Genomic DNA, 21,499 nt, shown 5'->3' with positions numbered 1-21,499 from the left:
TCAAGAGGCATGTCTCAAGCGTCTGATTTGCAATAAGAAATGTTGCTCATATTGGGAACCTGTCAAGTGCGTCAAAATGGTGAGAGACCGCTACATTTTGGTGATTTTGTATTTTTATCCTTATAAATCAATAGATTAAACACAATATAAGCTTATAAAAAATCTTCTTGCTCAATCGAAAAACTCGGGCTAGTTTCTATTCCTGTCACCGATGACAGGAATTAACCGAACATCGGCGCGTAGCAATACAACACTTAGAACTGGCACAAGCCGGTCAAGCCTGTGAGGAACTCGACATGTCGCTGTTGATCCGTGGCGCCACCGTTATTACCCATGATGAAAGTTACCGCGCCGATGTGTTATGCGCAGGCGGTCTGATTCGCGCCATTGGCACGGACCTGGATATTCCCGCCGGCACTGAACAACTCGACGGCAGCGGACAATATTTGATGCCGGGCGGCATCGACCCCCATACCCATATGCAACTGCCCTTCATGGGCACCGTGGCCAGTGAAGATTTTTTCAGCGGCACGGCGGCGGGTTTGGCCGGGGGCACCACCTCGATCATCGACTTCGTGATTCCCAACCCGCAGCAATCGTTGATGGAAGCGTTCCACCAGTGGCGGGGCTGGGCAGAAAAGTCTGCGTCCGACTACGGCTTTCATGTGGCGATCACCTGGTGGAGCGAACAGGTGCGCGAGGAAATGGCCGAGCTGGTCAGCCACCACGGCATCAACAGCTTCAAGCATTTCATGGCCTACAAGAACGCAATCATGGCGGCCGACGACACCCTGGTGGCCAGCTTCGAACGCTGCCTGGAACTCGGCGCCGTGCCCACCGTGCATGCGGAAAACGGCGAGCTGGTGTACCACCTGCAACGCAAGCTGATGGCCCAGGGCATCACCGGGCCGGAAGCGCACCCGCTGTCACGCCCGTCCCAGGTGGAAGGTGAAGCGGCCAGCCGCGCGATCCGTATCGCCGAGACCATCGGCACGCCGCTGTACCTTGTGCACGTGTCTACCCAGGAGGCGCTGGATGAAATCACCTACGCCCGAGGCAAGGGCCAGGCGGTCTACGGTGAGGTGCTCGCCGGCCACCTGCTGCTGAACGACAGCGTCTACCAGCACCCCGACTGGCAAACCGCCGCCGGCTATGTGATGAGCCCGCCGTTTCGCCCGCGCGGGCATCAGGAAGCGCTGTGGCATGGCCTGCAATCGGGCAACCTGCACACAACCGCTACCGACCACTGCTGCTTCTGCGCCGAACAAAAAGCCGCCGGGCGTGACGATTTCAGCAAGATCCCCAACGGCACCGCCGGTATCGAAGACCGCATGGCGCTGCTGTGGCACGAAGGGGTCAACACCGGGCGCCTGTCGATGCAGGAATTCGTCGCGCTGACCTCCACCAACACCGCGAAGATCTTCAACCTCTACCCACGCAAAGGCGCGATCCGCGTAGGTGCGGATGCCGACCTGGTGCTGTGGGACCCCGAAGGCACGCGGACCATTTCCGCCAAGACCCACCATCAGAAGGTCGACTTCAACATCTTCGAAGGCAAGACCGTGCGCGGCGTGCCGAGCCACACCATCAGCCAGGGCAAGCTGGTCTGGGCCGATGGCGACCTGCGCGCCGAACGCGGGGCCGGGCGCTATGTGGAGCGGCCGGCGTATCCGTCGGTGTTTGAGCAGTTGAGCAAGCGGGCGGAGCATTCCAGGCCGGTTGCTGTGAAGCGCTGAGACCGCTATCGGGGGCAAGCCCCCTCCCACACTTGACCGCATTCATTCAGATACAACTCGGTCGAATGTGGGAGGGGGCTTGCCCCCGATGAGGCCAGTACAGGCAACAAAAATGCCCACTTAGAGGCAATCCAAAAAACCGTGAGGCCAACACCGTGATCCAGACCCTGACCCACCTCCCCCATCCCCATGAAGACGGGGCCACCCTCGCCAGCCATTTCACCGACCTGGCGCCGCCCCTCAACGCCCGCCAGGCCCAACTGGAAGCCTCGCGCTGCCTGTACTGCTACGACGCCCCGTGCGTGAACGCGTGCCCCAGCGAAATCGACATTCCCTCGTTCATCCGCAATATCCACACCGACAACGTCCAGGGCGCAGCACAGAAAATCCTCTCGGCCAACATCCTCGGCGGCAGTTGCGCACGGGTCTGCCCGACAGAAATCCTCTGCCAGCAAGCGTGCGTGCGTAACAACGCCGAAGAATGCGCGCCGGTGCTGATCGGCCTGTTGCAACGCTACGCGGTGGATAACGCCCACTTCAGCGAACACCCGTTCCAGCGTGCCGCCTCTACCGGAAAACGCATCGCCGTGGTCGGTGCAGGTCCCGCTGGGCTGGCCTGCGCCCATCGCGCCGCCCTGCACGGGCATGACGTGGTGATCTTCGAAGCGCGGGAAAAAGCCGGCGGTCTGAACGAATACGGGATCGCCAAGTACAAGCTGGTGGACGACTTCGCCCAGAAGGAACTGGATTTCCTCCTGCAGATCGGCGGCATCGAAATCCGCCACGGCCAGCGCCTCGGCGAGAACCTCACCCTCAGCGAACTGCACCAGCAATTCGACTCGGTGTTCCTCGGCCTGGGCCTGGCGGCCAGCAAGCAACTCGGCTTGCCCCATGAGGACGCACCCGGCCTGCTTGCCGCCACCGACTATATCCGCGAGCTGCGCCAGGCCGATGACCTGACCCAGCTGCCCCTGGCCGACCGCTGCATCGTGCTCGGCGCCGGCAATACCGCCATCGACATGGCCGTGCAAATGGCCAGGCTCGGTGCCCGTGATGTGAACCTCGTCTACCGCCGTGGCCTCGCCGATATGGGCGCCACCCACCATGAGCAGGACATCGCCAAGGCCAATCAGGTGCGCCTGCTGACCTGGGCCCAGCCCGAAGAAGTGCTGCTCGATGAACAGGGCCGTGTACGCGGCATGCGCTTCGCCCGCACCCGCCTGGAAAACGGCCGCCTGCATCCCACTGGAGAGACCTTCGAACTGGCCGCCGATGCCATCTTCAAGGCCATCGGGCAGGGTTTTGACGGCGAGGCCTTGCATGATCCCATGGCGCAACAGCTGCACCGCGTCGGCGAGCGGATCTTCGTCGACGAACAGCTGCGCACCAGCATCCCTGGGGTCTACGCCGGCGGCGACTGCGTCAGCCTCGGCCAGGACCTCACCGTGCAGGCGGTGCAACACGGCAAGCTGGCCGCCGAAGCCATGCACGCCCAACTCATGCTGAATGTGGAGGCTGCGTAATGGCCGATCTCTCGATTGTGTTCGCCGGTATCAAGGCCCCCAACCCATTCTGGCTGGCCTCCGCGCCGCCCACCGATAAGGCCTACAACGTGGTGCGTGCGTTTGAAGCGGGCTGGGGTGGCGTGGTGTGGAAGACCCTGGGTGAAGACCCGGCAGCGGTCAACGTGTCATCGCGGTACTCGGCGCACTACGGCGCCAACCGTGAAGTGCTGGGCATCAACAATATCGAGCTGATCACCGACCGCTCCCTGGAGATCAACCTGCGGGAAATTACCCAGGTGAAAAAGGATTGGCCTGATCGCGCGCTGATCGTGTCGCTGATGGTGCCGTGCGTTGAGCAATCCTGGAAAAACATCCTGCCCCTGGTGGAAGCCACCGGCTGCGACGGCATTGAGCTGAACTTCGGCTGCCCCCACGGCATGCCCGAGCGCGGCATGGGCGCGGCGGTGGGCCAGGTGCCGGAGTACGTGGAACAGGTGACGCGCTGGTGCAAGACCTATTGCTCGCTGCCGGTGATCGTCAAGCTCACGCCGAATATCACCGACATCCGTGTGGCGGCGCGGGCGGCGTATCGCGGCGGTGCGGACGCGGTGTCGCTGATCAATACCATCAACTCCATCACCAGCGTGGACCTGGAACGCATGGTCGCCCTGCCGATGGTCGGCACCCAGAGCACCCACGGCGGTTACTGCGGTTCGGCGGTCAAGCCGATTGCCCTGAACATGGTCGCCGAAATCGCGCGCGACCCGCAGACCCAGGGCCTGCCGATCTGCGGGATCGGCGGCATCGGTAACTGGCGCGACGCTGCGGAATTCGTCGCCCTCGGTTGCGGCGCGGTGCAGGTGTGCACGGCGGCGATGCTGCATGGTTTTCGCATCGTTGAAGAGATGAAGGACGGGCTGTCGCGGTGGATGGACAGCCAGGGTTACCAGAGCTTGCAGGAATTTTCCGGGCGCGCGGTGGGCAATACCACGGATTGGAAGTACCTGGACATCAACTACCAGGTGATCGCCAAGATCGACCAAGCGGCGTGCATTGGCTGCGGGCGTTGCCACATTGCCTGTGAGGACACCTCGCACCAGGCCATCGCCAGCTTGAAGCAGGCGGACGGCACGCATAAATACGAAGTGATCGATGATGAGTGCGTGGGCTGCAACTTGTGCCAGATCACCTGTCCGGTGGCGGATTGCATCGAGATGGTGCCTATCGACACGGGCAAGCCGTTTTTGAATTGGACGCAGGATCCGAGGAATCCCTATCGGGAGGCGGTGTAGTCCTTCAGGCCGCTATCGGGGGCCCCCTCCCACACCACACATCAAATGTGGGAGGGGGCTTGCCCCCGATGAGGCCCTAAGCCCCACCCTCCCACTCAAGGCTCCAACCCAATCCCGCGCAAAATCACACTGGTCACCGTCTGGATCGCCTTCTCGAACTGCATATCCGACAACGGCTGGTGATCATTCAGAATCTTCACCTGATGATCAAAGTCGGCATAGTGCTGGGTCGACGCCCAGATCATGTACAGCAGGCTCGACGGTTCCACCGGCAGGATGCGTTTGTCTTCCACCCACTGGCGAATTTTCGCCTCCTTCATCTTGGCCCAGTCGTACAGGCTCTCATCCAGCGCCTCACCGAGTGTCGGCGCGCCGTGGATGATCTCGTTGGCCCAGACCTTGGAGCCATACGGCCGCGTGCGCGAGCGTTGCATCTTGGCGCGGATGTAACTGCTGAGCACCACGCGGGGGTCATCGAAGGTCTCGAAGCTGAGGGCGTCCTGCTTCCACACTTCCAGCAGGTCAAACAGCACCGCGCTGTACAGCTCGCTCTTGGTGGTGAAGTAGTAATGCAGGTTGGAGCGCGGCAGTTGCACTTCTTCAGCAATATCGGCCATGGCGGTACTGCCGTAGCCCTTCTCGGCGAAGATTTTCTCCGCCGCCAGCAGGATTTTTTCGACGTTGACCCGGCGAATTCCGCTCTTGTGATTGCCCATAAGGGCTCCCTGACAAAGACATGACCCAAAGACTACCACCGCTCTAGATCGGGGCGACAGGCGCAGTCGAAACTTCGTACACTGCCCGCTCCTAACCATTGCTGGGTATTGCACAATGTTGATCAAGAAAACCCTGACCACTGTCGCCCTGCTCGCCTCCCTGCTGGGTCCCTGCGCAGCGTTTGCCCATGCTCATCTCAAAAGCGCCACGCCTGCGGCAGACAGCAGCGTCACGGCCCCCAAAGATCTGCGCCTGACCTTCAGCGAAGGCGTCGAAGCCACCTTCACCAAGGTGTCCCTGAGCAAGGACGGCACCGAAATCGCCATCAAAGGCCTGGAAACCCCGGACGCCGACAAGAAAACCCTGGTGGTCACCCCTGCCGCACCGCTCGCGGCCGGCAACTACAAGGTGGTGTGGAATGCGGTGTCCGTCGACACCCACAAGAGCAACGGTGAATACAGCTTCAAGGTCGGCCAATAACCCATGGCAACGCTGCTGGTGCTGTGCCGGTTCGTGCATTTCATCGTCGTGCTGTTGATGTTCGGGGCCTGTGTATTCAGGCCCTGGCTCCTCGGCGCTGAACCGCAGCCGGTGCTGGACCGGCAATTGTTGCGCATCACCCGTGGGCTGGCATGGACGGCCCTCGCGTCGGCGGTGACCTGGTTACTGTTGATTACCGCCAGCATGGCCGGTTCATGGCCGGCGGCGCTGGAACTGTCGACCGTGCAACGGGTGCTGGGCAAGACCTTTTTTGGCCAGGTGTGGACCTGGCATCTGATGTTGAATGGGTTGTTGGTCATCGCCCTGATGACCGCCTGGAAGGCCGCGCGCCTGCCGTTGATCACGCTGTTGCTGATGACCCTGGCCCCGGTCGGCCATGGCGCCATGCTTGATGGGCTGAGGGGGCAGTTGTTGATACTCAACCAGGTGGTGCACCTGATGTGCGTCGGCGCATGGTTGGGTGGGTTATTGCTGCTGGTATTGATCCTCAAGCCGCCAAACGGTTTTGAGCTGGCGCCGGTCCTGCGTCGTTTCAGCGGCGTGGGTTATGGCCTGGTCGCGGGGTTGCTGGTGACCGGCCTGATCAATGTGCGCGTACTCACCGGGCAGCTGTGGCCCACGCCGTTGTTCAGTGGTTTCGCGCTGATTCTGTTGATCAAGGTGATGCTGGTGCTGGGCATGTTGGCGCTGGCGCTGCTGAACCGGTTGCGCCTTGATAGCGGCGAACAACGGCTGGGCAGCTTGAAGGCCAGTGTGATGCTGGAGTGGCTGCTCGGTGTTTCAGCAGTCGCTGCCGTATCCCTGCTTGGCACCCTGCCTCCAATGGCCCTGGCTGGCTGAATGTGGGAGAGGCTTGCCCCTCTCACATTGACTGTGCCCGCTTTAGATCAACCCCCACCTAGTCATCGTATAACTTCTGCTTGACACCTCACGAAAACCCCGCAAATATCCGCTCCAATGTTGTACGACGACGTATAACAAATAATAAAAACAACAAATGAAAGGGAGCGTCACTGTGAGTCAATTCGCCCGTAATTCCTCGTCGTGTATCGGCCTTATCGGTCTCGGCAGCCTGGCCTTCGCCCTGCCCCTCGTCGCCCACGCCGAAGGCTTCGTCGACGACGCCAAAGCCACGCTCAACCTGCGCAACGCCTACTTCAACCGTAACTTCACCAACCCGAGCAACCCTCAGGGCAAGGCTGAAGAGTGGACGCAGAGTTTTATTCTCGACGCCAAGTCCGGCTTCACCCAGGGCACCGTGGGTTTCGGCATTGATGTGCTGGGGCTGTATTCGCAGAAGCTCGATGGCGGCAAAGGCACCGGCGGTACCCAGTTGCTGCCGATCCACGATGACGGCCGCCCCGCCGACAATTTCGGGCGCCTGGGCGTGGCGCTGAAAACCAGGCTGTCGAAGACCGAATTGAAGGTCGGCGAATGGATGCCGGTGCTGCCGATCCTGCGCTCCGACGATGGTCGCTCGCTGCCCCAGACCTTTCGCGGCGGCCAGGTGACGTCCAATGAAATCGACGGCCTGACCCTCTACGGCGGCCAGTTTCGCGGCAACAGCCCGCGCAACGACGCGAGCATGGAAGACATGTTCATGAACGGCAAAGCCGCGTTCACCTCCGACCGCTTCAACTTCGGCGGCGGCGAATACAGCTTCAACGACAAGCGCACGCAAGTTGGCCTGTGGTACTCCGAGCTCACCGACATCTACCAGCAACAGTACGTCAACCTGACCCACAGCCAACCGGTGGGCGACTGGACCCTGGGCGCCAATCTCGGGTTCTTCAACGGCAAGGAAGACGGCAGCGCCCTGGCCGGCGACCTCGACAACAAGACCACCTTCGCCCTGCTCTCGGCTAAATACGGCGGCAACACCTTCTACGTCGGCCTGCAGAAACTCACCGGCGACAGCGTGTGGATGCGCGTCAACGGCACCAGCGGCGGCACCCTGGCCAACGACAGCTACAACTCCAGTTATGACAACGCCAAGGAAAAATCCTGGCAGGTGCGGCATGACTTCAACTTCGTGGTGCTCGGCGTGCCGGGGCTGACCCTGATGAATCGCTATATCAGCGGCAGTAACGTGCACACCGGGGCGATCACCGATGGCAAGGAATGGGGACGTGAATCGGAGCTGGCCTACACCGTGCAAAGCGGTGCATTGAAGAACCTCAACGTGAAGTGGCGCAACTCGACCATGCGACGGGATTTCAGCACCAACGAGTTCGACGAAAACCGCATCTTTATCAGCTACCCGCTCTCGTTGCTGTAACTCACACCGGCCGCCCCAGCAGCTGTCGAGCCCCGGCGAGGCTGCGTCGGCCGCGACTCGAGCTTGAATCGGCAGCGCGCCCGACGCAGCCTCGCTTGCGCTCGGCAGCTGCTACGGTTTTGCGCGGATTTGGCTAAGACGGTATCTACGTGCGGACTAATTCGATCAATGGCGCGTTGACAACCTGGGGGATCCCTAACAATACTTCGGCATAGTCATACGACAACCTACAACAAAAAAATTGGAATCCCCATGACCACGACCACCCCCACTCCCTTCAACCGCCTGCTGCTCACCGGTGCCGCCGGCGGCCTCGGCAAAGTCCTGCGCGAACGCCTGCGTCCGTACACCCAGGTGCTACGCCTGTCGGACATCGCCAGCATGGCCCCGCCGGTCGATGCCTCGGAAGAAGTCCAGCCCTGCGACCTTGCCGACAAACAAGCCGTGCATCACCTGGTGGAAGGCGTCGACGCGATCCTGCACTTCGGCGGCGTATCGGTGGAGCGTCCGTTTGAAGAAATCCTCGGTGCCAATATCAGCGGCACCTTCCATATCTACGAAGCCGCGCGCCGCCATGGGGTAAAGCGCGTGATCTTCGCCAGCTCAAACCATGTGATCGGCTTCCACAAGCAGGGCGAAAAACTCGACGCCCACTCTCCACGCCGTCCCGACAGCTACTACGGGCTGTCCAAGTCCTACGGCGAAGACATGGCGAGCTTCTATTTCGACCGCTACGGCATCGAGACCGTGAGCATCCGTATCGGCTCCTCGTTCCCCGAACCGCAGAACCGCCGGATGATGCACACCTGGCTGAGCTTCGACGACCTGACCCAACTGCTCGAACGCGCGCTGTATACGCCGAATGTCGGCCACACCGTGGTCTACGGCATGTCGGATAACCTCGACACCTGGTGGGACAACCGCTACGCCGCGCACCTGGGCTACGCCCCGAAAGACAGCTCCGAAGTCTTCCGTGCCCAGGTCGAAACCCAGCCACCGGTGGCCGCCGATGACCCGGCCAAGGTCTATCAGGGTGGTGCGTTCTGCGCCGCTGGGCCGTTCGGTGACTGAGTTCACACCCACCCAAGGGAATGAGTTGCCATGACTGCTGAATTGATCGTCGACGCCCGCAATGCCGTGGGCGAATGCCCGGTGTGGGTGCCCGAGGAAAACGCCCTGTACTGGGTGGACATCCCCAACGGCGGCCTGCAACGCTGGAGCGCCGCCCGTGGCCACGTAACCGCCTGGAAAGCCCCGCAGATGCTTGCCTGCATTGCCCGCACAACGACGGGCAACTGGGTCGCCGGGATGGAAACCGGTTTCTTCCAACTCACGCCGCACAACGATGGCAGCCTCGACACCACGCCGTTGGCCAGCGTCGAGCACCCACGCCCGGACATGCGCATGAACGACGGCCGCTGCGACCGCCAGGGGCGTTTCTGGGCCGGCAGCATGGTGCTGAACATGGGCGCGAATGCGGCCGAGGGCATCCTCTATCGCTATGCCTCGGGTTCAGCGCCCCATGCCCAGCTGGATGGTTTTATCACTCTGAACGGCCTGGCCTTCAGCCCCGATGGCCGCACGATGTACGCCTCGGATTCGCACCCGCTGGTGCAGCAAATCTGGGCCTTCGACTACGACATCGACACCGGTACACCGTCCAACCGTCGCGTGTTCGTCGATATGCACCACTACCTTGGCCGCCCCGACGGCGCCGCCGTGGACGCCGATGGCTGTTACTGGATCTGCGCCAACGACGCCGGCCTGATCCACCGCTTCACCCCCGATGGTCGCCTGGACCGCTCCCTCACCGTGCCGGTGAAAAAACCCACCATGTGCGCCTTCGGCGGCAGCCGCCTGGACACCCTGTTCGTCACTTCGATCCGCGACGACCAGAGTGACCAGTCAGTCTCCGGCGGCGTGTTCGCCCTCAACCCCGGCGTCCAAGGACTGCCTGAACCGACGTTTACCCTCTAGCTGCATCGCTGTGCCTTGAATACAACAATAACAACACAGGAGTGACCTCCCATGGACTTCAAACGCACCTTGCTCGCCGCCGCAGTCTTTACCCTCAGCAGCGCCGCCCACGCGCTGGAAATCAAATTCGCCGACATTCACCCTGCCGGCTACCCCACCGTCGTCGCCGAAGAAAACATGGGCAAGGCCCTGACCAAGGAAAGCAACGGCGAACTGAGCTTCAAGTACTTCCCGGGCGGCGTATTGGGCTCCGAGAAGGAAGTGGTCGAACAGGCCCAGGTCGGCGCCGTGCAGATGACCCGTGTCAGCCTCGGCATCGTCGGGCCGGTGGTGCCGGACGTGAACGTGTTCAACCTGCCGTTCGTGTTCCGCGACCAGGCGCATATGCGCAAGGTCATCGATGGCGAGATCGGCGATGAGATCCTCGCCAAGATCACCGACTCCGAGTTCGGCCTGGTGGCCTTGGCCTGGATGGACGGCGGCACGCGCAACCTCTACACCAAGAAACCCGTGCGCAAGATCGAAGACCTCAAGGGCATGAAGATCCGTGTGCAAGGCAACCCGCTGTTCATCGATGCCTTCAACGCGATGGGCGCCAACGGGATTGCCATGGACACCGGCGAGATCTTCAGCGCCCTGCAGACCGGCGTGATCGACGGCGCGGAAAACAACCCGCCAACGATGCTGGAACACAACCATTTCCAGAACGCCAAGTACTACACCCTCACCGAGCACCTGATCCTGCCCGAGCCCATCGTGATGTCGAAAATCACCTGGAACAAGCTCACCCCGGCGCAACAGGTCATGGTCAAAAACGCCGCCAAGGCCGCCCAGGCCGATGAGCGCGCGCTGTGGGATGCCAAGTCCGCCAGCAGTGAGGAAAAACTCAAAAAGGCCGGTGTCGAGTTCATCACCGTCGACAAAAAGCCCTTCTATGACGCCACCGCAGCGGTTCGCGCCAAGTACGGCGCGCCTTACGCCGACATCATCACGCGGATCGACGCCGTTCAATAACCTCTACTGCCTCTCGCAAAAAGGCCCGGCGCGGTCTGCACCGACGCGCCCGGTTACGGTGAACGCCATGAAGAATCTACTGCTGCGCATCAACGACCGCATCTACATGACCTGCATCTGGGTCGCCGGCCTCTCGGTTCTCGGCGTCGCACTGATCATCCCCTGGGGCATCTTCGCCCGCTATATCCTCGGCACCGGCTCCAGTTGGCCGGAACCCACCGCCATCCTGCTGATGCTGGTGTTCACCTTTATCGGCGCCGCCGCCAGCTACCGCGCCGGTGCACATATGTCGGTGGCCATGGTCACGGACCGCCTGCCGCCCGCCCAGCGCCGCATCGTCGGCATCCTTTCGCAACTGCTGATGGGCACCATCTGCCTGTTCATGGCCATCTGGGGCACCAAGCTGTGCCTGTCCACCTGGAACCAGTTCATGAGCGCCATCCCGACCCTGCGCGTGGGCATCACCTATATGCCGATCCCGATTGGCGGGCTGCTGACCCTGATCTTCGTGGTGGAAAAACTCCTGCTCGGTGACCAGAGCAACCGGCGCGTGGTGCGCTTTGACCTGGTGGAAGAAAGCGAAGGGGCTGCCTGATATGGACGCATTGATTCTGCTGGGCAGCTTTATCGCCCTGATCCTGATCGGCATGCCGGTGGCCTACGCCCTGGGTTTGTCGGCGCTGATTGGCGCGTGGTGGATCGATATCCCGTTCCAGGCCCTGATGATTCAGGTCGCGGGCGGGGTGAACAAGTTTTCGCTGATGGCGATTCCGTTCTTCGTGCTGGCGGGGGCGATCATGGCCGAGGGCGGCATGTCGCGGCGCTTGGTGGCATTTGCCGGAGTGCTGGTGGGCTTTGTGCGCGGCGGCCTGTCGCTGGTGAACATCATGGCCTCGACGTTTTTCGGCGCCATCTCCGGCTCGTCGGTGGCCGACACCGCCTCGGTCGGCTCGGTGCTGATCCCGGAAATGGAGCGCCGTGGCTACCCACGGGAATTTGCCACCGCAGTCACCGTCAGCGGTTCGGTGCAGGCACTGTTGACCCCGCCCAGCCATAACTCGGTGCTCTACTCCCTGGCGGCGGGCGGCACGGTGTCCATCGCCTCGCTGTTCATGGCCGGCGTGGTGCCTGGGTTGTTGATGAGCGCGTGCCTGATGGTGCTGTGCCTGATCTTCGCGAAAAAGCGCAACTACCCCAAGGGCGAAGTCATCCCCTTGAAACAGGCCCTGAAAATCTGCGCCGACGCGTTGTGGGGCCTGATGGCCATGGTGATCATTCTCGGCGGCATTCTCTCGGGCATCTTCACTGCCACCGAGTCCGCCGCGATTGCCGTGCTGTGGGCGTTCTTCGTGACCATGTTCATCTACCGCGACTACAAATGGAACGAGCTGCCCAAGCTGATGCACCGCACGGTGCGCACCATTTCCATCGTGATGATCCTGATCGCCTTCGCCGCCAGCTTCGGCTACATCATGACCCTGATGCAGATCCCGGCGAAGATCACCACGCTGTTCCTGACCCTGTCGGACAACCGCTACGTGATCCTGATGTGCATCAACGTCATGCTGCTGTTGCTCGGCACGGTGATGGACATGGCGCCGCTGATCCTGATCCTCACGCCGATTTTGCTGCCGGTGGTGCTCGGTATCGGCGTCGACCCGGTGCACTTCGGCATGATCATGCTGGTCAACCTCGGCATTGGCTTGATTACGCCGCCGGTGGGTGCGGTGCTGTTTGTGGGCGCGGCGGTGGGCAAGGTGAGTATCGAGAAGACCGTGAAGGCGCTGCTGCCGTTCTATGCGGTGCTGTTCCTCGTGCTGATCGCAGTGACTTACATTCCGGCGCTGTCGTTGTGGCTGCCCAGCGTGGTGTTGTGATGATGATTGAACTTGAAGACCACCTGACTCACCTCACCGTGAATCCGGCCGTGGGCGGCAGCATCGTCAACTGGACGGTGCGCGCCACCGGGCAGCCGTTGCTGCGCCATAACGATGAGCAGGCGATCCATACCGGTTTGCCCGGCAAGCTGGGGTGCTATCCGTTGGTGCCCTGGTCCAACCGCATTGCCCGTGGCGGTTTCGACAACCCCGAGGGTTGGCTGGCACTCACGCCCAACAGCCTGACCGATCCGCTGCCGATTCATGGTTCGGCCTGGCAACAGGCGTGGCAGGTGGTCAGCCAGACGTCGGATGAGGTACTGCTGGAGGTGCTGTGTGACGCGCCGTTTGCCTATCGCGCCGAGCAGCGTATTCGCTTGGGCGAAGGGATGCTGAGTATCGAGTTGCGCGTCACCCACCTGAGTGAGAAAGCAGCGTGGCATGGGCTGGGGCTGCATCCCTACTTCCCGCGCCGACCGGGTACCCGGTTGCAGGCCAAGGCCGCGCAGGTGTGGATGAGTGACGCCTCCAAGCTGCCGACAGGGTTGGCGCCGGTGCCGGGGGAGTGGGATTTCCGGGGATTGAAGACCCTGCCCGAAGGCTTGGTGGACAACGGTTTTTGCCAGTGGGACGGGTATTGCCGGATCGAACAGCCGGACCTGGGCTATGCGCTGGAATGCCAGGCCAGCGGGGCCGATTACTTCCTGCTGTACTGTCCGCCGGGGCTGGGGTTCTTTTGCATCGAGCCGGTGAGTCATCCGGTGAATGCTCATCACCTGGCGGGACGGCCGGGCCTGAAACTGCTGGAACACAATCAGTCGGTCCAACTCAATTTCAACCTGAAATACATTCAACATGTGGGAGGGGGCTTGCCCCCGATGGCGGCCTGACAGCCGACCAGGATGTCAGGCCGAGTACATATCCGTTGCTGCGGTAACGGCGGCTATGGGTTCCGCCCTTACGGCGGCTCACTTTGGAAAAGCCCCAAAGTAAGCAAAGGGCTCTTGCCCCACCACTCGGCACCTCGCCTAGGCTCGGTGTGCCCGTAATCCGACAGTGATTTGGGGGGCCGCCGCCACGCGCCATCCATGGCGCGGGGCGGCTAAACCGGCATCCCTGCCGGTTTACCCCCCAAATCACTATCGAATTCCGGCCAGCGTGGTTTAACGGGGCGCCTGAGATCAAGATCAAGATCTAAAGCAAGATCCAAAGCAAGATCAAGAGCGGCTCGCTTCGCATCGTGGTTACCGTTGGCTGCTACAAAGTTGTGTAGATACCTATAGCTATCGGGGGCAAGTCGAATCGTCGCACCGCCCCTCCCACAGTTTTGATTTGTGTTGTGTCAGTGATGTCAGGGTGGAGAGTTTTTCAGCCGCCCAGCCGTATCGATACTCACGACAACCGACAACCCCGGCCGCAACCGCTCGCTCTCGGCCTGATCCGGGTCCACGGTGATCCGCACCGGCACGCGTTGGGCAATCTTCACAAAGTTGCCCGTCGCGTTGTCGGCCTGCAACAGGCTGAACTCCGACCCCGTCGCCGGGGAAATATGCTGCACCGTGCCGTGAAACTTGCGGTGGTTGAGCGCATCCACGGTGAAGGTCACCGGCTGGCCGATCTGCACATTGTCCATCTGGGTTTCTTTCATGTTGGCGATCACCCACAGCTGGTGCGGTACCAGCGCCATCAACTGCGCGCCGGAGTTGACGTAGGCTCCCAGCCGCACGCCAATCTGCCCCAACTGCCCGTCACGCGGGGCGGTGATGCGCGTGTTGGACAGGTCGATACGCGCCAACTCCACCGCCGCCTCGGCACTCGCCACCGCCGCTTCCAGGGAACCGCGATTGACGATCACCGTTTGCAAATCCTGCCGCGCAATTTCCAGGCTGGCCTGGGCTTGTGCGACGGCGGCTATGGTCTGGGCATTGGCGGCACGGGTCACGTCCAGCTCGCGCCTGGACACCGAGCCGTCGCTGATCAGCTCTTCGTTGCGACGCAGGTCGGCGGTGCTTTTGCGCGCCTGGGCCTGGCTGTCCACCAGTGCGGCCTGACGCAGCTTGATCGTCGCTTCGGCGCTGTTGCGTTGTTGCACCACATTGGCCAGCGAGGCCTTTTGCACCGCCAGTTGCGCCAGCGCCTGGTCGAGGCGCTGCTTGTAGATGCGGTCATCCAGGCGCACCAGCAGGTCGCCGGCCTTGACGTACTGGAAGTCCTGCACCGGCACCTCGAACACATAACCGCTGAGCTGCGGGCCGATGATGGTGACCTGGCCGCGCACCAGGGCGTTCTCGGTGGTTTCCACCGCGCTGCTGAACGGCGGCAATTGCCAGGCATACAGCACGATCAGCACCCCAACGATGGCAATCGCGGCAAAGCCCAGGGACGAGAGGATGCGCACGCGCAATGAGCGCGGCTCGGTGACCGTGGCGCCGGGCGGCGTGGTGCCTTCCGGGGTGGCGGCGATGGCGTTGGTGGTCGTGGTGGTGGTCGGTTCGGTCATGAAGTGGCGCCGCTGGGTTGAACGGGAGTGGCTGCTTTAGTGGTGCTCATCAGCCACAGACTGCGGATAAAAATCCAGATCATGGTCAGGATCGCGATAATCGCGATCAGCATGAACACATCGTTGTAGGCCATGACATTGGCCTCACGGGTCGCCGCCGTGGCCAGGCTGCGGATGCCCATGAGGTTACGCAGTTCCGGGTCGGCGACGATACCGCCATAGGCCGACCCGCCGCTCTGCACCCGCGCGGCCACACGCGGGTCGAGCAAGGTCAGGTGCTCGACGATCATGCTGGAGTGATACTTCTCGCGCACGATCTGGAAGGTGCCGAGCAAGGCCGCGCCGATCAGGCCGCCGAGGTTCTGGCAAATCCCGAACATCACCGAAAAGCTCACCAGGTTACGCGGGTTGGCCAGCACGTTTTTGGTGCCCAGCACCATGGTCGGCCCCAGAAAGAACGTACCGCCGAAGCCTAGCAGGAACTGGCTGATGTACAGGTTCTGCGGGCGCGTGAGGTTGCTGGAGAAACTGTCCATCACCGAACCGGTGGCCATCAGCGCCAGGGAAATCACCAGCGGCATCAGCAGGTGCGCCGGGTTGATCGTCAGTGCACTGACCACCAGCCCACTGATCGCGCCGGCCAGCATCACCACATACAGCGTATGCATCTGCTGGTAGCTCATGTTCAACATCTGCATGAACCCGACCGCGCCGGTGGACTGCTCCGACAGCACCATGCGAATCAGGATCACCGCCAGCGCGAGGCGAATCATGGTGCCGCTGCCCAGCCAGCGGGTCATCAACAGCGGGTTGGCGCGATTATGTTCGATGGCCAGGCCAGCCATGATCAGCACCAGGGAACAGGCCGAGGCCACGCCGATCCACGGCGCTTCCAGCCACCAGTCGATACGCCCCAGGGACAGGACCGCGCACAGCAGGGCCACGCCGCTGGCGAGGATGGCGAACGTGAGGAAATCGAGTTTTTCAAAGGTCTTGAAGCGGTCGCCGGGTGGCAGCTTGAGCAGGAACACACAGCCCAGGCAGATCAGCGCCATGCCCAGTTCGAACAGGTACAAACCACGCCACTCGGCAATTTGCAGCAGGTCTTCGGAGAACAGTCGCGCCAGCGGCAGGGCCAATTGCGCCGTGCCCAACCCCAGCACCAGGGATTTCAACCGCCACTTGGCCGGGAACGCCTGGATCATGTAGTACAAGCCCAACGAACTCAGCGCCGCGCCGACCATGCCGTGGGCCGCCCGTACGGCGATGGCCGAGTTGAGGTCGTTGACGAACAAGTGGCCGAAGGTCACCAGCGCGTAGAGCACCAGGAACACCTCGGTAAACGCCCGCAGGCCGAATTGCTGGCGAAACTTCACCAGCAGCAGGTTCATGCACACGTTGGTCATCACATAGGCGGCGGGCAGCCAGGCCATTTCGGCGGTGGTCGCACCGAGGGCGCCTTGCAGGTATTGCAGATTGGCGATGACCAGCGCGTTGCCCAGGCCACCGGTGATTGCCACCAGCACGCCCACCAGCGCGTACAGCCAGCGCTTGTGGGTGGGGTGCCACGGCGTCGACGGCGAACCGGGCAGGCTCGGGCGCTCGTGGGGTTCCCAGGTGTGGGGAGTGTATTTATCCATTCGATGACCTAGATGACCCGACGAGGGACGTCGGTAAAACCATTACTCAGAGTAGTAAACCTGAGCGGGGTTCATCTTGCCATCTTGGGCGCATCAGTTAGCGCCCCTCCTGCCACTCATGCGCTGTGTTCTTCACTCAATGGCAGGGATGCGATTATCTCAGCGCGGCACGTCTGCAGGATTTCATCCGCCAGGGCCGAGTCATCCGGACACGCCCGTGACAGCATGACCGCACCGATTGCATGGGCCAGCAGGTCGATCATTTTCGCGCGGGCCTCTTGCCTGGTGACATCCACACCCGCCGTGTACTTGTCCTCGAGTGCTGCAAGGGTGTTTTCAACGCCACTGGCAAAGGTCGCCTTCAGATCATCCGACTGACGGGCGGCGTCACCACACAGGGCTGCCATGGTGCATCCCTCTCCCCTGCCGTCCCTGTGATCCCTGGACACGTACAGGTTCACAAAGCCCGGCACGTCCAGATCGCACGTACTTGACAGGGATTTTGCCAGGCTATTTTCGGCCGCTTCGGCCATCAAGTCGGCTTTGGAGCCGAAGTGTTTGTAGAAGCCTCCCTGGGTAAAACCCGCGGTAGCCATGAGCTCTGCGACACCCACACCGTCATAGCCACGCTCACGAAACAGCTCTGACGCCGTCTCCACAATATGAGCTCGGTTAGCGAGTGATTGCGTCTTGGTGATCTTCATTTCGCGCCCCTGGGACTCCTGAACAATGGCCCCGACTATACTCTGATGTCGATCACAATCAAAACTATTGACACCTTTGATTATGATCGACATCATAAAACCACCAGCGCATATCTCTGCGGCTGTGCGGCGCAGATCGCCGTCTATGATCATCCTGAACAATCAAGAGCATCTATTTATGAGCAGCCCTGAAACCGTACTGATTACCGGCGCCTCAACAGGCATTGGCGCGACCTACGCCGAGCGTTTTGCCCAACGTGGGCACAACCTGGTACTGGTGGCCCGCGACAAAAACCGGCTGGACGCACTGGCCTCCCGGCTGCGTGAAAAACACGCGGTATCCATTGACGTGATCCAGGCCGACCTGACTCAAACCAGCGATCTGACCACCGTCGAAGCTCGCCTGCGTGATGACGCCAGTATCGGCATCCTGGTAAACAATGCGGGCGCCGCCCTCTCCGGCAGCTTCATCGAGCAATCCATCGACAGCGTTACCAACCTGGTCGCGCTCAACACCACCGCCCTGGTGCGACTTGCCAGCGCCATCGCTCCACGCCTGGCACACGCCGGTAACGGCGCGATTATCAACATTGGCTCGGTGGTGGGGCTGGCACCGGAATTCGGCATGAGCGTCTACGGTGCGACCAAAGCGTTTGTGCTGTTTCTATCCCAAGGACTGAGCCTTGAGCTCTCGCCCAAAGGCGTCTACGTGCAAGCCGTTCTTCCAGCGGCAACCCGCACGGAAATCTGGGATCGCGCGGGCATCGACATCAATACGCTGAGCGAAATCATGAGCGTGGACGAGCTGGTCGATGCGGCGCTGGTCGGTTTTGATCGTCGCGAGCCGGTGACCATTCCACCGTTACAAGAGGGTGCCCGTTGGGATGCCTTGCAGGCTGCCCGCCAAGGTTTGCTTGCAGAAATTCGCCAATCGGTCGTCGCCGAGCGCTATCAAGCCAAGGCGTGATAGTTACGCTAAACCATGAGAACTGAACGATGAAAGCCTTCCTGATCGACCGTTACGGCAAGAATCCTGGACGTCTTGGCGAGGTCCCGGAGCCGGAACCGGGCATCAACGACGTCTTGGTCAAGGTGCATGCCAGCAGCGTCAACCTGCTGGATTCGAAGATCAGCAAAGGTGAGTTCAAACTGATCCTGCCGTACACATTCCCGCTGATCATGGGTAACGACCTGGCCGGCGTCGTCGTTCGCGTGGGGTCAGGCGTGCGCACCTTCAAGCCGGGTGACGAGGTCTATGCGCGCCCGCCCCAGGCGCGCATCGGCGGCTTTGCCGAGCTGATCGCGATAGAGGAAAGTGCCCTCGCTCTGAAACCCAAAAACACCAGCATGGAACAAGCCGCTGCCCTGCCCCTGGTTGCACTGACAGCCTGGCAGGTGCTGGTTGAAACAGCCCGCTTGAAGAAAGGACAAAAAGTCTTTATCCACGCAGGCTCCGGTGGCGTCGGCAGCATTGCCATCCAGCTTGCAAAACACCTGGGCGCTTTCGTTGCCACCACGACCAGCACCCGCAACGTGGAGTGGGTCAAGGCGTTGGGCGCAGACGTCGTCATCGACTACACGCAGCAAAACGTCGAAACCGTGTTGCGCGACTACGACGTCGTATTGAACAGCCTCGGCCCTGCCGAACTGGAAAAATCCCTGCGCATTCTCAAGCCGGGAGGCCAGCTCATCTCCATCTCAGGGCCACCGACCGCTGAGTTCGCACGCGAGCAAAAACTGTTCTGGGGACTGGGTTGGATCATGCGCCTGTTAAGCAGCGGCATACGCAGAAAAGCCCGCAAGCAAGGCATCGACTATGCGTTCGTGTTCATGCGTGCGAGCGGTGCGCAATTGCAGAAAATCACTGCGTTGGTAGAGTCCGGAATCATCACACCGGTGATCGACCGAACCTTCCCTTTCGACTCAACGGCTGAGGCATTGAGCTACGTCGAACGGGGCAGAGCCAAGGGGAAGGTGGTGATCAAGATCCTATGACTAAGCCCACCCAACGCTCAGCTGATGGCGATGCAGACTTGTGGCGAGCGGGCTTGTCCCGCGTCGGGGTGCGCAGCAGCCCCAGAACCAGCCACTGTGCAATATCGGGTACACCGCATTCATCCTTCATTGGGGGCGCTTCGCACCCCAACGCGGGACAAGCCCGCTCGCCACAGGGGTTCCAGTTTGCTGAACGACAGCGCTGAATCGGAGATTCAGCGGCCTCCCACATTGGATCTCATGTGCATCCAGAAGCGCGTTTCAAATCAGATCCAACCGAGCCAACTCCAATAAGTCGCCGCAAACACCAACATCAGCCCATACCCGATCAACGTCACCAGGAGCCCCACCTTGGCAAACTGCCGCGCCGTAAACGTCCCGGTCCCCAGGCACACCATGTTCTGCGGCGCATTGATCGGCAGGATAAACCCGTAGCTCATCACAAACCCCAGCAGCATGGTCATCCCCAACCGGTTGAACTCACCCGGCAAGGTCTGCAACACCGCAATCAGGATCGGCAACAGCGCCGAGGTCAACGCCGTGGCGCTGGCAAAGCCCAGGTGGATCACAATCAAAAACGCCCCCAGGATCGCAAACACCCCCAGCGGCCCGACCTGATCAAGGCCGGTGTGCGCCACCACCTGGGAGCCCAGCCATTGCCCGGCCTGGGTGGTCAGCAGCGCGGTACCGAGGCTGATGCCCACGCCAAATACAATCACCGTGCCCCATGGAATGCGCGACTGCACATCCTTCCAGGTCATCACCCCAATCCCCGGCAGCAGCAGGAACACCAGCCCGGCGTAGGTGGTCGAGGTAGTGTCGAACGGGTGCAGGCGCCCTTCCGTCGCCCATGCCAACAGCAGCAGCACCGACACCGTCAGCAAGCGTTTCTGCGGGCCGGTCATCGGGCCGATGTCCACCAGGGACTGGGCCACGGCCTCCTTGCCACCGGGGATGCTGTCGGTTTCCGGCGGCAGCAGCTTGATCACCAGGAACAGCAACACCGCCGACATGATCACCGCCCACGGCGCGCCGGCGATCAGCCAGTCGATCCACGACACGCGCTGGCCGAGCATCTTGTCCATAAAACCCACGGTCAGCAGGTTTTGCGCGGCGGCGGTCTGGATGCCGACGTTCCAGATGCTGGTGCCCTGGGCCACCACGATCATCAGGCCGGCGGCAATGTTGGAGCGCTTGTCCACGCCAAACGCGGCAACCACGCCCATCATGATCGGCACCACACAGGCGCTGCGCGCGGTGGCGCTGGGCACCACCAGGCTGAGCAGGATGGTCACCGCAATCGCCCCCAGCAGAATGCCGCGGGTGCTGGTGCCGACGCGGGTCAGGGTCACCAGGGCGATGCGCCGGTCCAGGCCGGTGTGGGTCATGGCCGCCGCGATGAACAACGCACCCGCCACCAGGGCCAGTGCCGGGTTGGAAAAGCCGGTGAGCGCCATGCTGATGGCCGGGCTGGAGCCGATCAGGTGCGTGGGGTCTTGCAGCGACGGTGCCGTGCCGAGCAAAAACGCCATGAGCGAGGTGATCATGATCGCGCTGGCTTCATAGGACACCGCCTCGGTGATCCACACCACCACGGCAAACGCGAGGATCGCCAGCATGCGCTGCCCGGCCACCGGCAGCTCGGCGGGCAGCGGCAACAGCAGCACGCCGACCATCACCAATACACCGATCACCAGGCCCAGGGGCAACTTGAAGGATGTTGCGGTTGTTGCGGGGGCGTTCATGGCGGGCTCCGTCAGGCT

General features: G+C 61.7%; 19 protein-coding genes. 14 read left to right on the top strand and 5 right to left on the bottom strand.

Features of this window, described 5'->3' with window-relative positions:
- The first annotated feature begins 296 nt into the window (after nt 1-296).
- The 3 genes from hydA to preA all read left to right on the top strand — a co-directional run bounded on the left by hydA (nt 297) and on the right by preA (nt 4,533).
- Nucleotides 297-1,736 (top strand): dihydropyrimidinase, encoded by a 1,440-nt coding sequence (gene hydA / locus AB1462_RS12610; protein WP_367246788.1) that lies wholly within the window; start codon nt 297-299, stop codon nt 1,734-1,736.
- A 155-nt stretch (nt 1,737-1,891) separates the two neighbouring features.
- Nucleotides 1,892-3,259: an NAD(P)-dependent oxidoreductase gene (locus AB1462_RS12605; protein ID WP_090402582.1), complete on the top strand. Its 1,368-nt coding sequence runs from the start codon at nt 1,892-1,894 to the stop codon at nt 3,257-3,259.
- Complete coding sequence (gene preA / locus AB1462_RS12600; protein WP_090402580.1) at nt 3,259-4,533, top strand: NAD-dependent dihydropyrimidine dehydrogenase subunit PreA; 1,275 nt, start codon at nt 3,259-3,261, stop codon at nt 4,531-4,533. Before AB1462_RS12605 ends, preA begins: the two co-directional genes overlap by 1 nt.
- 95 nt (nt 4,534-4,628) lie before the next feature.
- Here the strand turns inward: preA and AB1462_RS12595 are convergent, their stop codons facing one another.
- On the bottom strand, nt 4,629-5,249 hold the full coding sequence (locus AB1462_RS12595) for a TetR/AcrR family transcriptional regulator (protein ID WP_027606227.1): 621 nt from the start codon (nt 5,247-5,249) through the stop codon (nt 4,629-4,631).
- Nucleotides 5,250-5,364: 115 nt separating this feature from the next.
- Between AB1462_RS12595 and copC the strand changes: the two genes are divergently transcribed.
- From copC to AB1462_RS12550, 9 genes are all read left to right on the top strand, one after another.
- Nucleotides 5,365-5,730, top strand: coding sequence for a copper homeostasis periplasmic binding protein CopC (copC, locus tag AB1462_RS12590; RefSeq protein WP_090402578.1), 366 nt, complete (start codon nt 5,365-5,367; stop codon nt 5,728-5,730).
- 3 nt (nt 5,731-5,733) lie between these two features.
- Entirely contained in the window at nt 5,734-6,591 is an 858-nt protein-coding gene (copD, locus tag AB1462_RS12585) for a copper homeostasis membrane protein CopD (protein WP_259193256.1), read from the top strand.
- Between the two features lie 175 nt (nt 6,592-6,766).
- Nucleotides 6,767-8,029: an OprD family porin gene (locus AB1462_RS12580; RefSeq protein ID WP_367246787.1), complete on the top strand. Its 1,263-nt coding sequence runs from the start codon at nt 6,767-6,769 to the stop codon at nt 8,027-8,029.
- Nucleotides 8,030-8,281: 252 nt separating this feature from the next.
- Entirely contained in the window at nt 8,282-9,100 is an 819-nt protein-coding gene (locus AB1462_RS12575; RefSeq protein WP_259193254.1) for an NAD(P)-dependent oxidoreductase, read from the top strand.
- 30 nt (nt 9,101-9,130) lie between these two features.
- Nucleotides 9,131-10,006, top strand: a complete 876-nt coding sequence (locus AB1462_RS12570) for an SMP-30/gluconolactonase/LRE family protein (RefSeq protein ID WP_259193253.1) — start codon at nt 9,131-9,133, stop codon at nt 10,004-10,006.
- 51 nt (nt 10,007-10,057) lie between these two features.
- Nucleotides 10,058-11,020 (top strand): TRAP transporter substrate-binding protein, encoded by a 963-nt coding sequence (locus AB1462_RS12565; protein ID WP_367246786.1) that lies wholly within the window; start codon nt 10,058-10,060, stop codon nt 11,018-11,020.
- A 67-nt stretch (nt 11,021-11,087) separates the two neighbouring features.
- Nucleotides 11,088-11,615: a TRAP transporter small permease gene (locus AB1462_RS12560; protein ID WP_090402566.1), complete on the top strand. Its 528-nt coding sequence runs from the start codon at nt 11,088-11,090 to the stop codon at nt 11,613-11,615.
- Between the two features lies 1 nt (nt 11,616).
- Complete coding sequence (locus AB1462_RS12555) at nt 11,617-12,897, top strand: TRAP transporter large permease (protein WP_090402564.1); 1,281 nt, start codon at nt 11,617-11,619, stop codon at nt 12,895-12,897.
- Nucleotides 12,898-12,899: 2 nt separating this feature from the next.
- Nucleotides 12,900-13,787 (top strand): aldose 1-epimerase, encoded by an 888-nt coding sequence (locus tag AB1462_RS12550; RefSeq protein WP_090409896.1) that lies wholly within the window; start codon nt 12,900-12,902, stop codon nt 13,785-13,787.
- Nucleotides 13,788-14,248: 461 nt separating this feature from the next.
- Here the strand turns inward: AB1462_RS12550 and AB1462_RS12545 are convergent, their stop codons facing one another.
- The 3 genes from AB1462_RS12545 to AB1462_RS12535 all read right to left on the bottom strand — a co-directional run bounded on the left by AB1462_RS12545 (nt 14,249) and on the right by AB1462_RS12535 (nt 17,741).
- Nucleotides 14,249-15,397 (bottom strand): HlyD family secretion protein, encoded by a 1,149-nt coding sequence (locus AB1462_RS12545; protein ID WP_090405955.1) that lies wholly within the window; start codon nt 15,395-15,397, stop codon nt 14,249-14,251.
- Nucleotides 15,394-17,037 carry an MFS transporter gene (locus tag AB1462_RS12540; protein WP_259193251.1) on the bottom strand — a complete coding sequence of 548 codons (1,644 nt, stop codon included), beginning with the start codon at nt 17,035-17,037 and terminating at the stop codon, nt 15,394-15,396. The genes AB1462_RS12545 and AB1462_RS12540 overlap by 4 nt, the downstream gene beginning before the upstream one ends.
- Nucleotides 17,038-17,153: 116 nt before the next feature.
- The gene (locus AB1462_RS12535; protein WP_367246785.1) at nt 17,154-17,741 is read right to left on the bottom strand and encodes a TetR/AcrR family transcriptional regulator; all 588 of its coding nucleotides are present in this window, start codon (nt 17,739-17,741) and stop codon (nt 17,154-17,156) included.
- Nucleotides 17,742-17,919: 178 nt separating this feature from the next.
- Here AB1462_RS12535 and AB1462_RS12530 point away from each other — a divergent pair, with 178 nt between their 5' ends.
- Both AB1462_RS12530 and AB1462_RS12525 read left to right on the top strand, forming a co-directional pair.
- Nucleotides 17,920-18,708, top strand: a complete 789-nt coding sequence (locus AB1462_RS12530) for an SDR family NAD(P)-dependent oxidoreductase (RefSeq protein ID WP_367246784.1) — start codon at nt 17,920-17,922, stop codon at nt 18,706-18,708.
- A 29-nt stretch (nt 18,709-18,737) separates the two neighbouring features.
- Complete coding sequence (locus tag AB1462_RS12525; RefSeq protein ID WP_259193246.1) at nt 18,738-19,736, top strand: NADP-dependent oxidoreductase; 999 nt, start codon at nt 18,738-18,740, stop codon at nt 19,734-19,736.
- A gap of 266 nt (nt 19,737-20,002) precedes the next feature.
- On the opposite strand, the gene AB1462_RS12520 is transcribed toward AB1462_RS12525, so the two are convergent.
- Entirely contained in the window at nt 20,003-21,481 is a 1,479-nt protein-coding gene (locus AB1462_RS12520) for a DASS family sodium-coupled anion symporter (RefSeq protein WP_367246783.1), read from the bottom strand.
- Between the last annotated feature and the right edge of the window lie 18 nt (nt 21,482-21,499).

Source organism: Pseudomonas sp. SB113, assembly GCF_040754745.1.
In the GTDB taxonomy this organism is placed as follows: Bacteria; Pseudomonadota; Gammaproteobacteria; order Pseudomonadales; family Pseudomonadaceae; genus Aquipseudomonas; species Aquipseudomonas grimontii.
The sequence above is the reverse complement of the archived record's forward strand: the minus strand, read 5'-3'. Positions and strand labels throughout refer to the sequence as shown.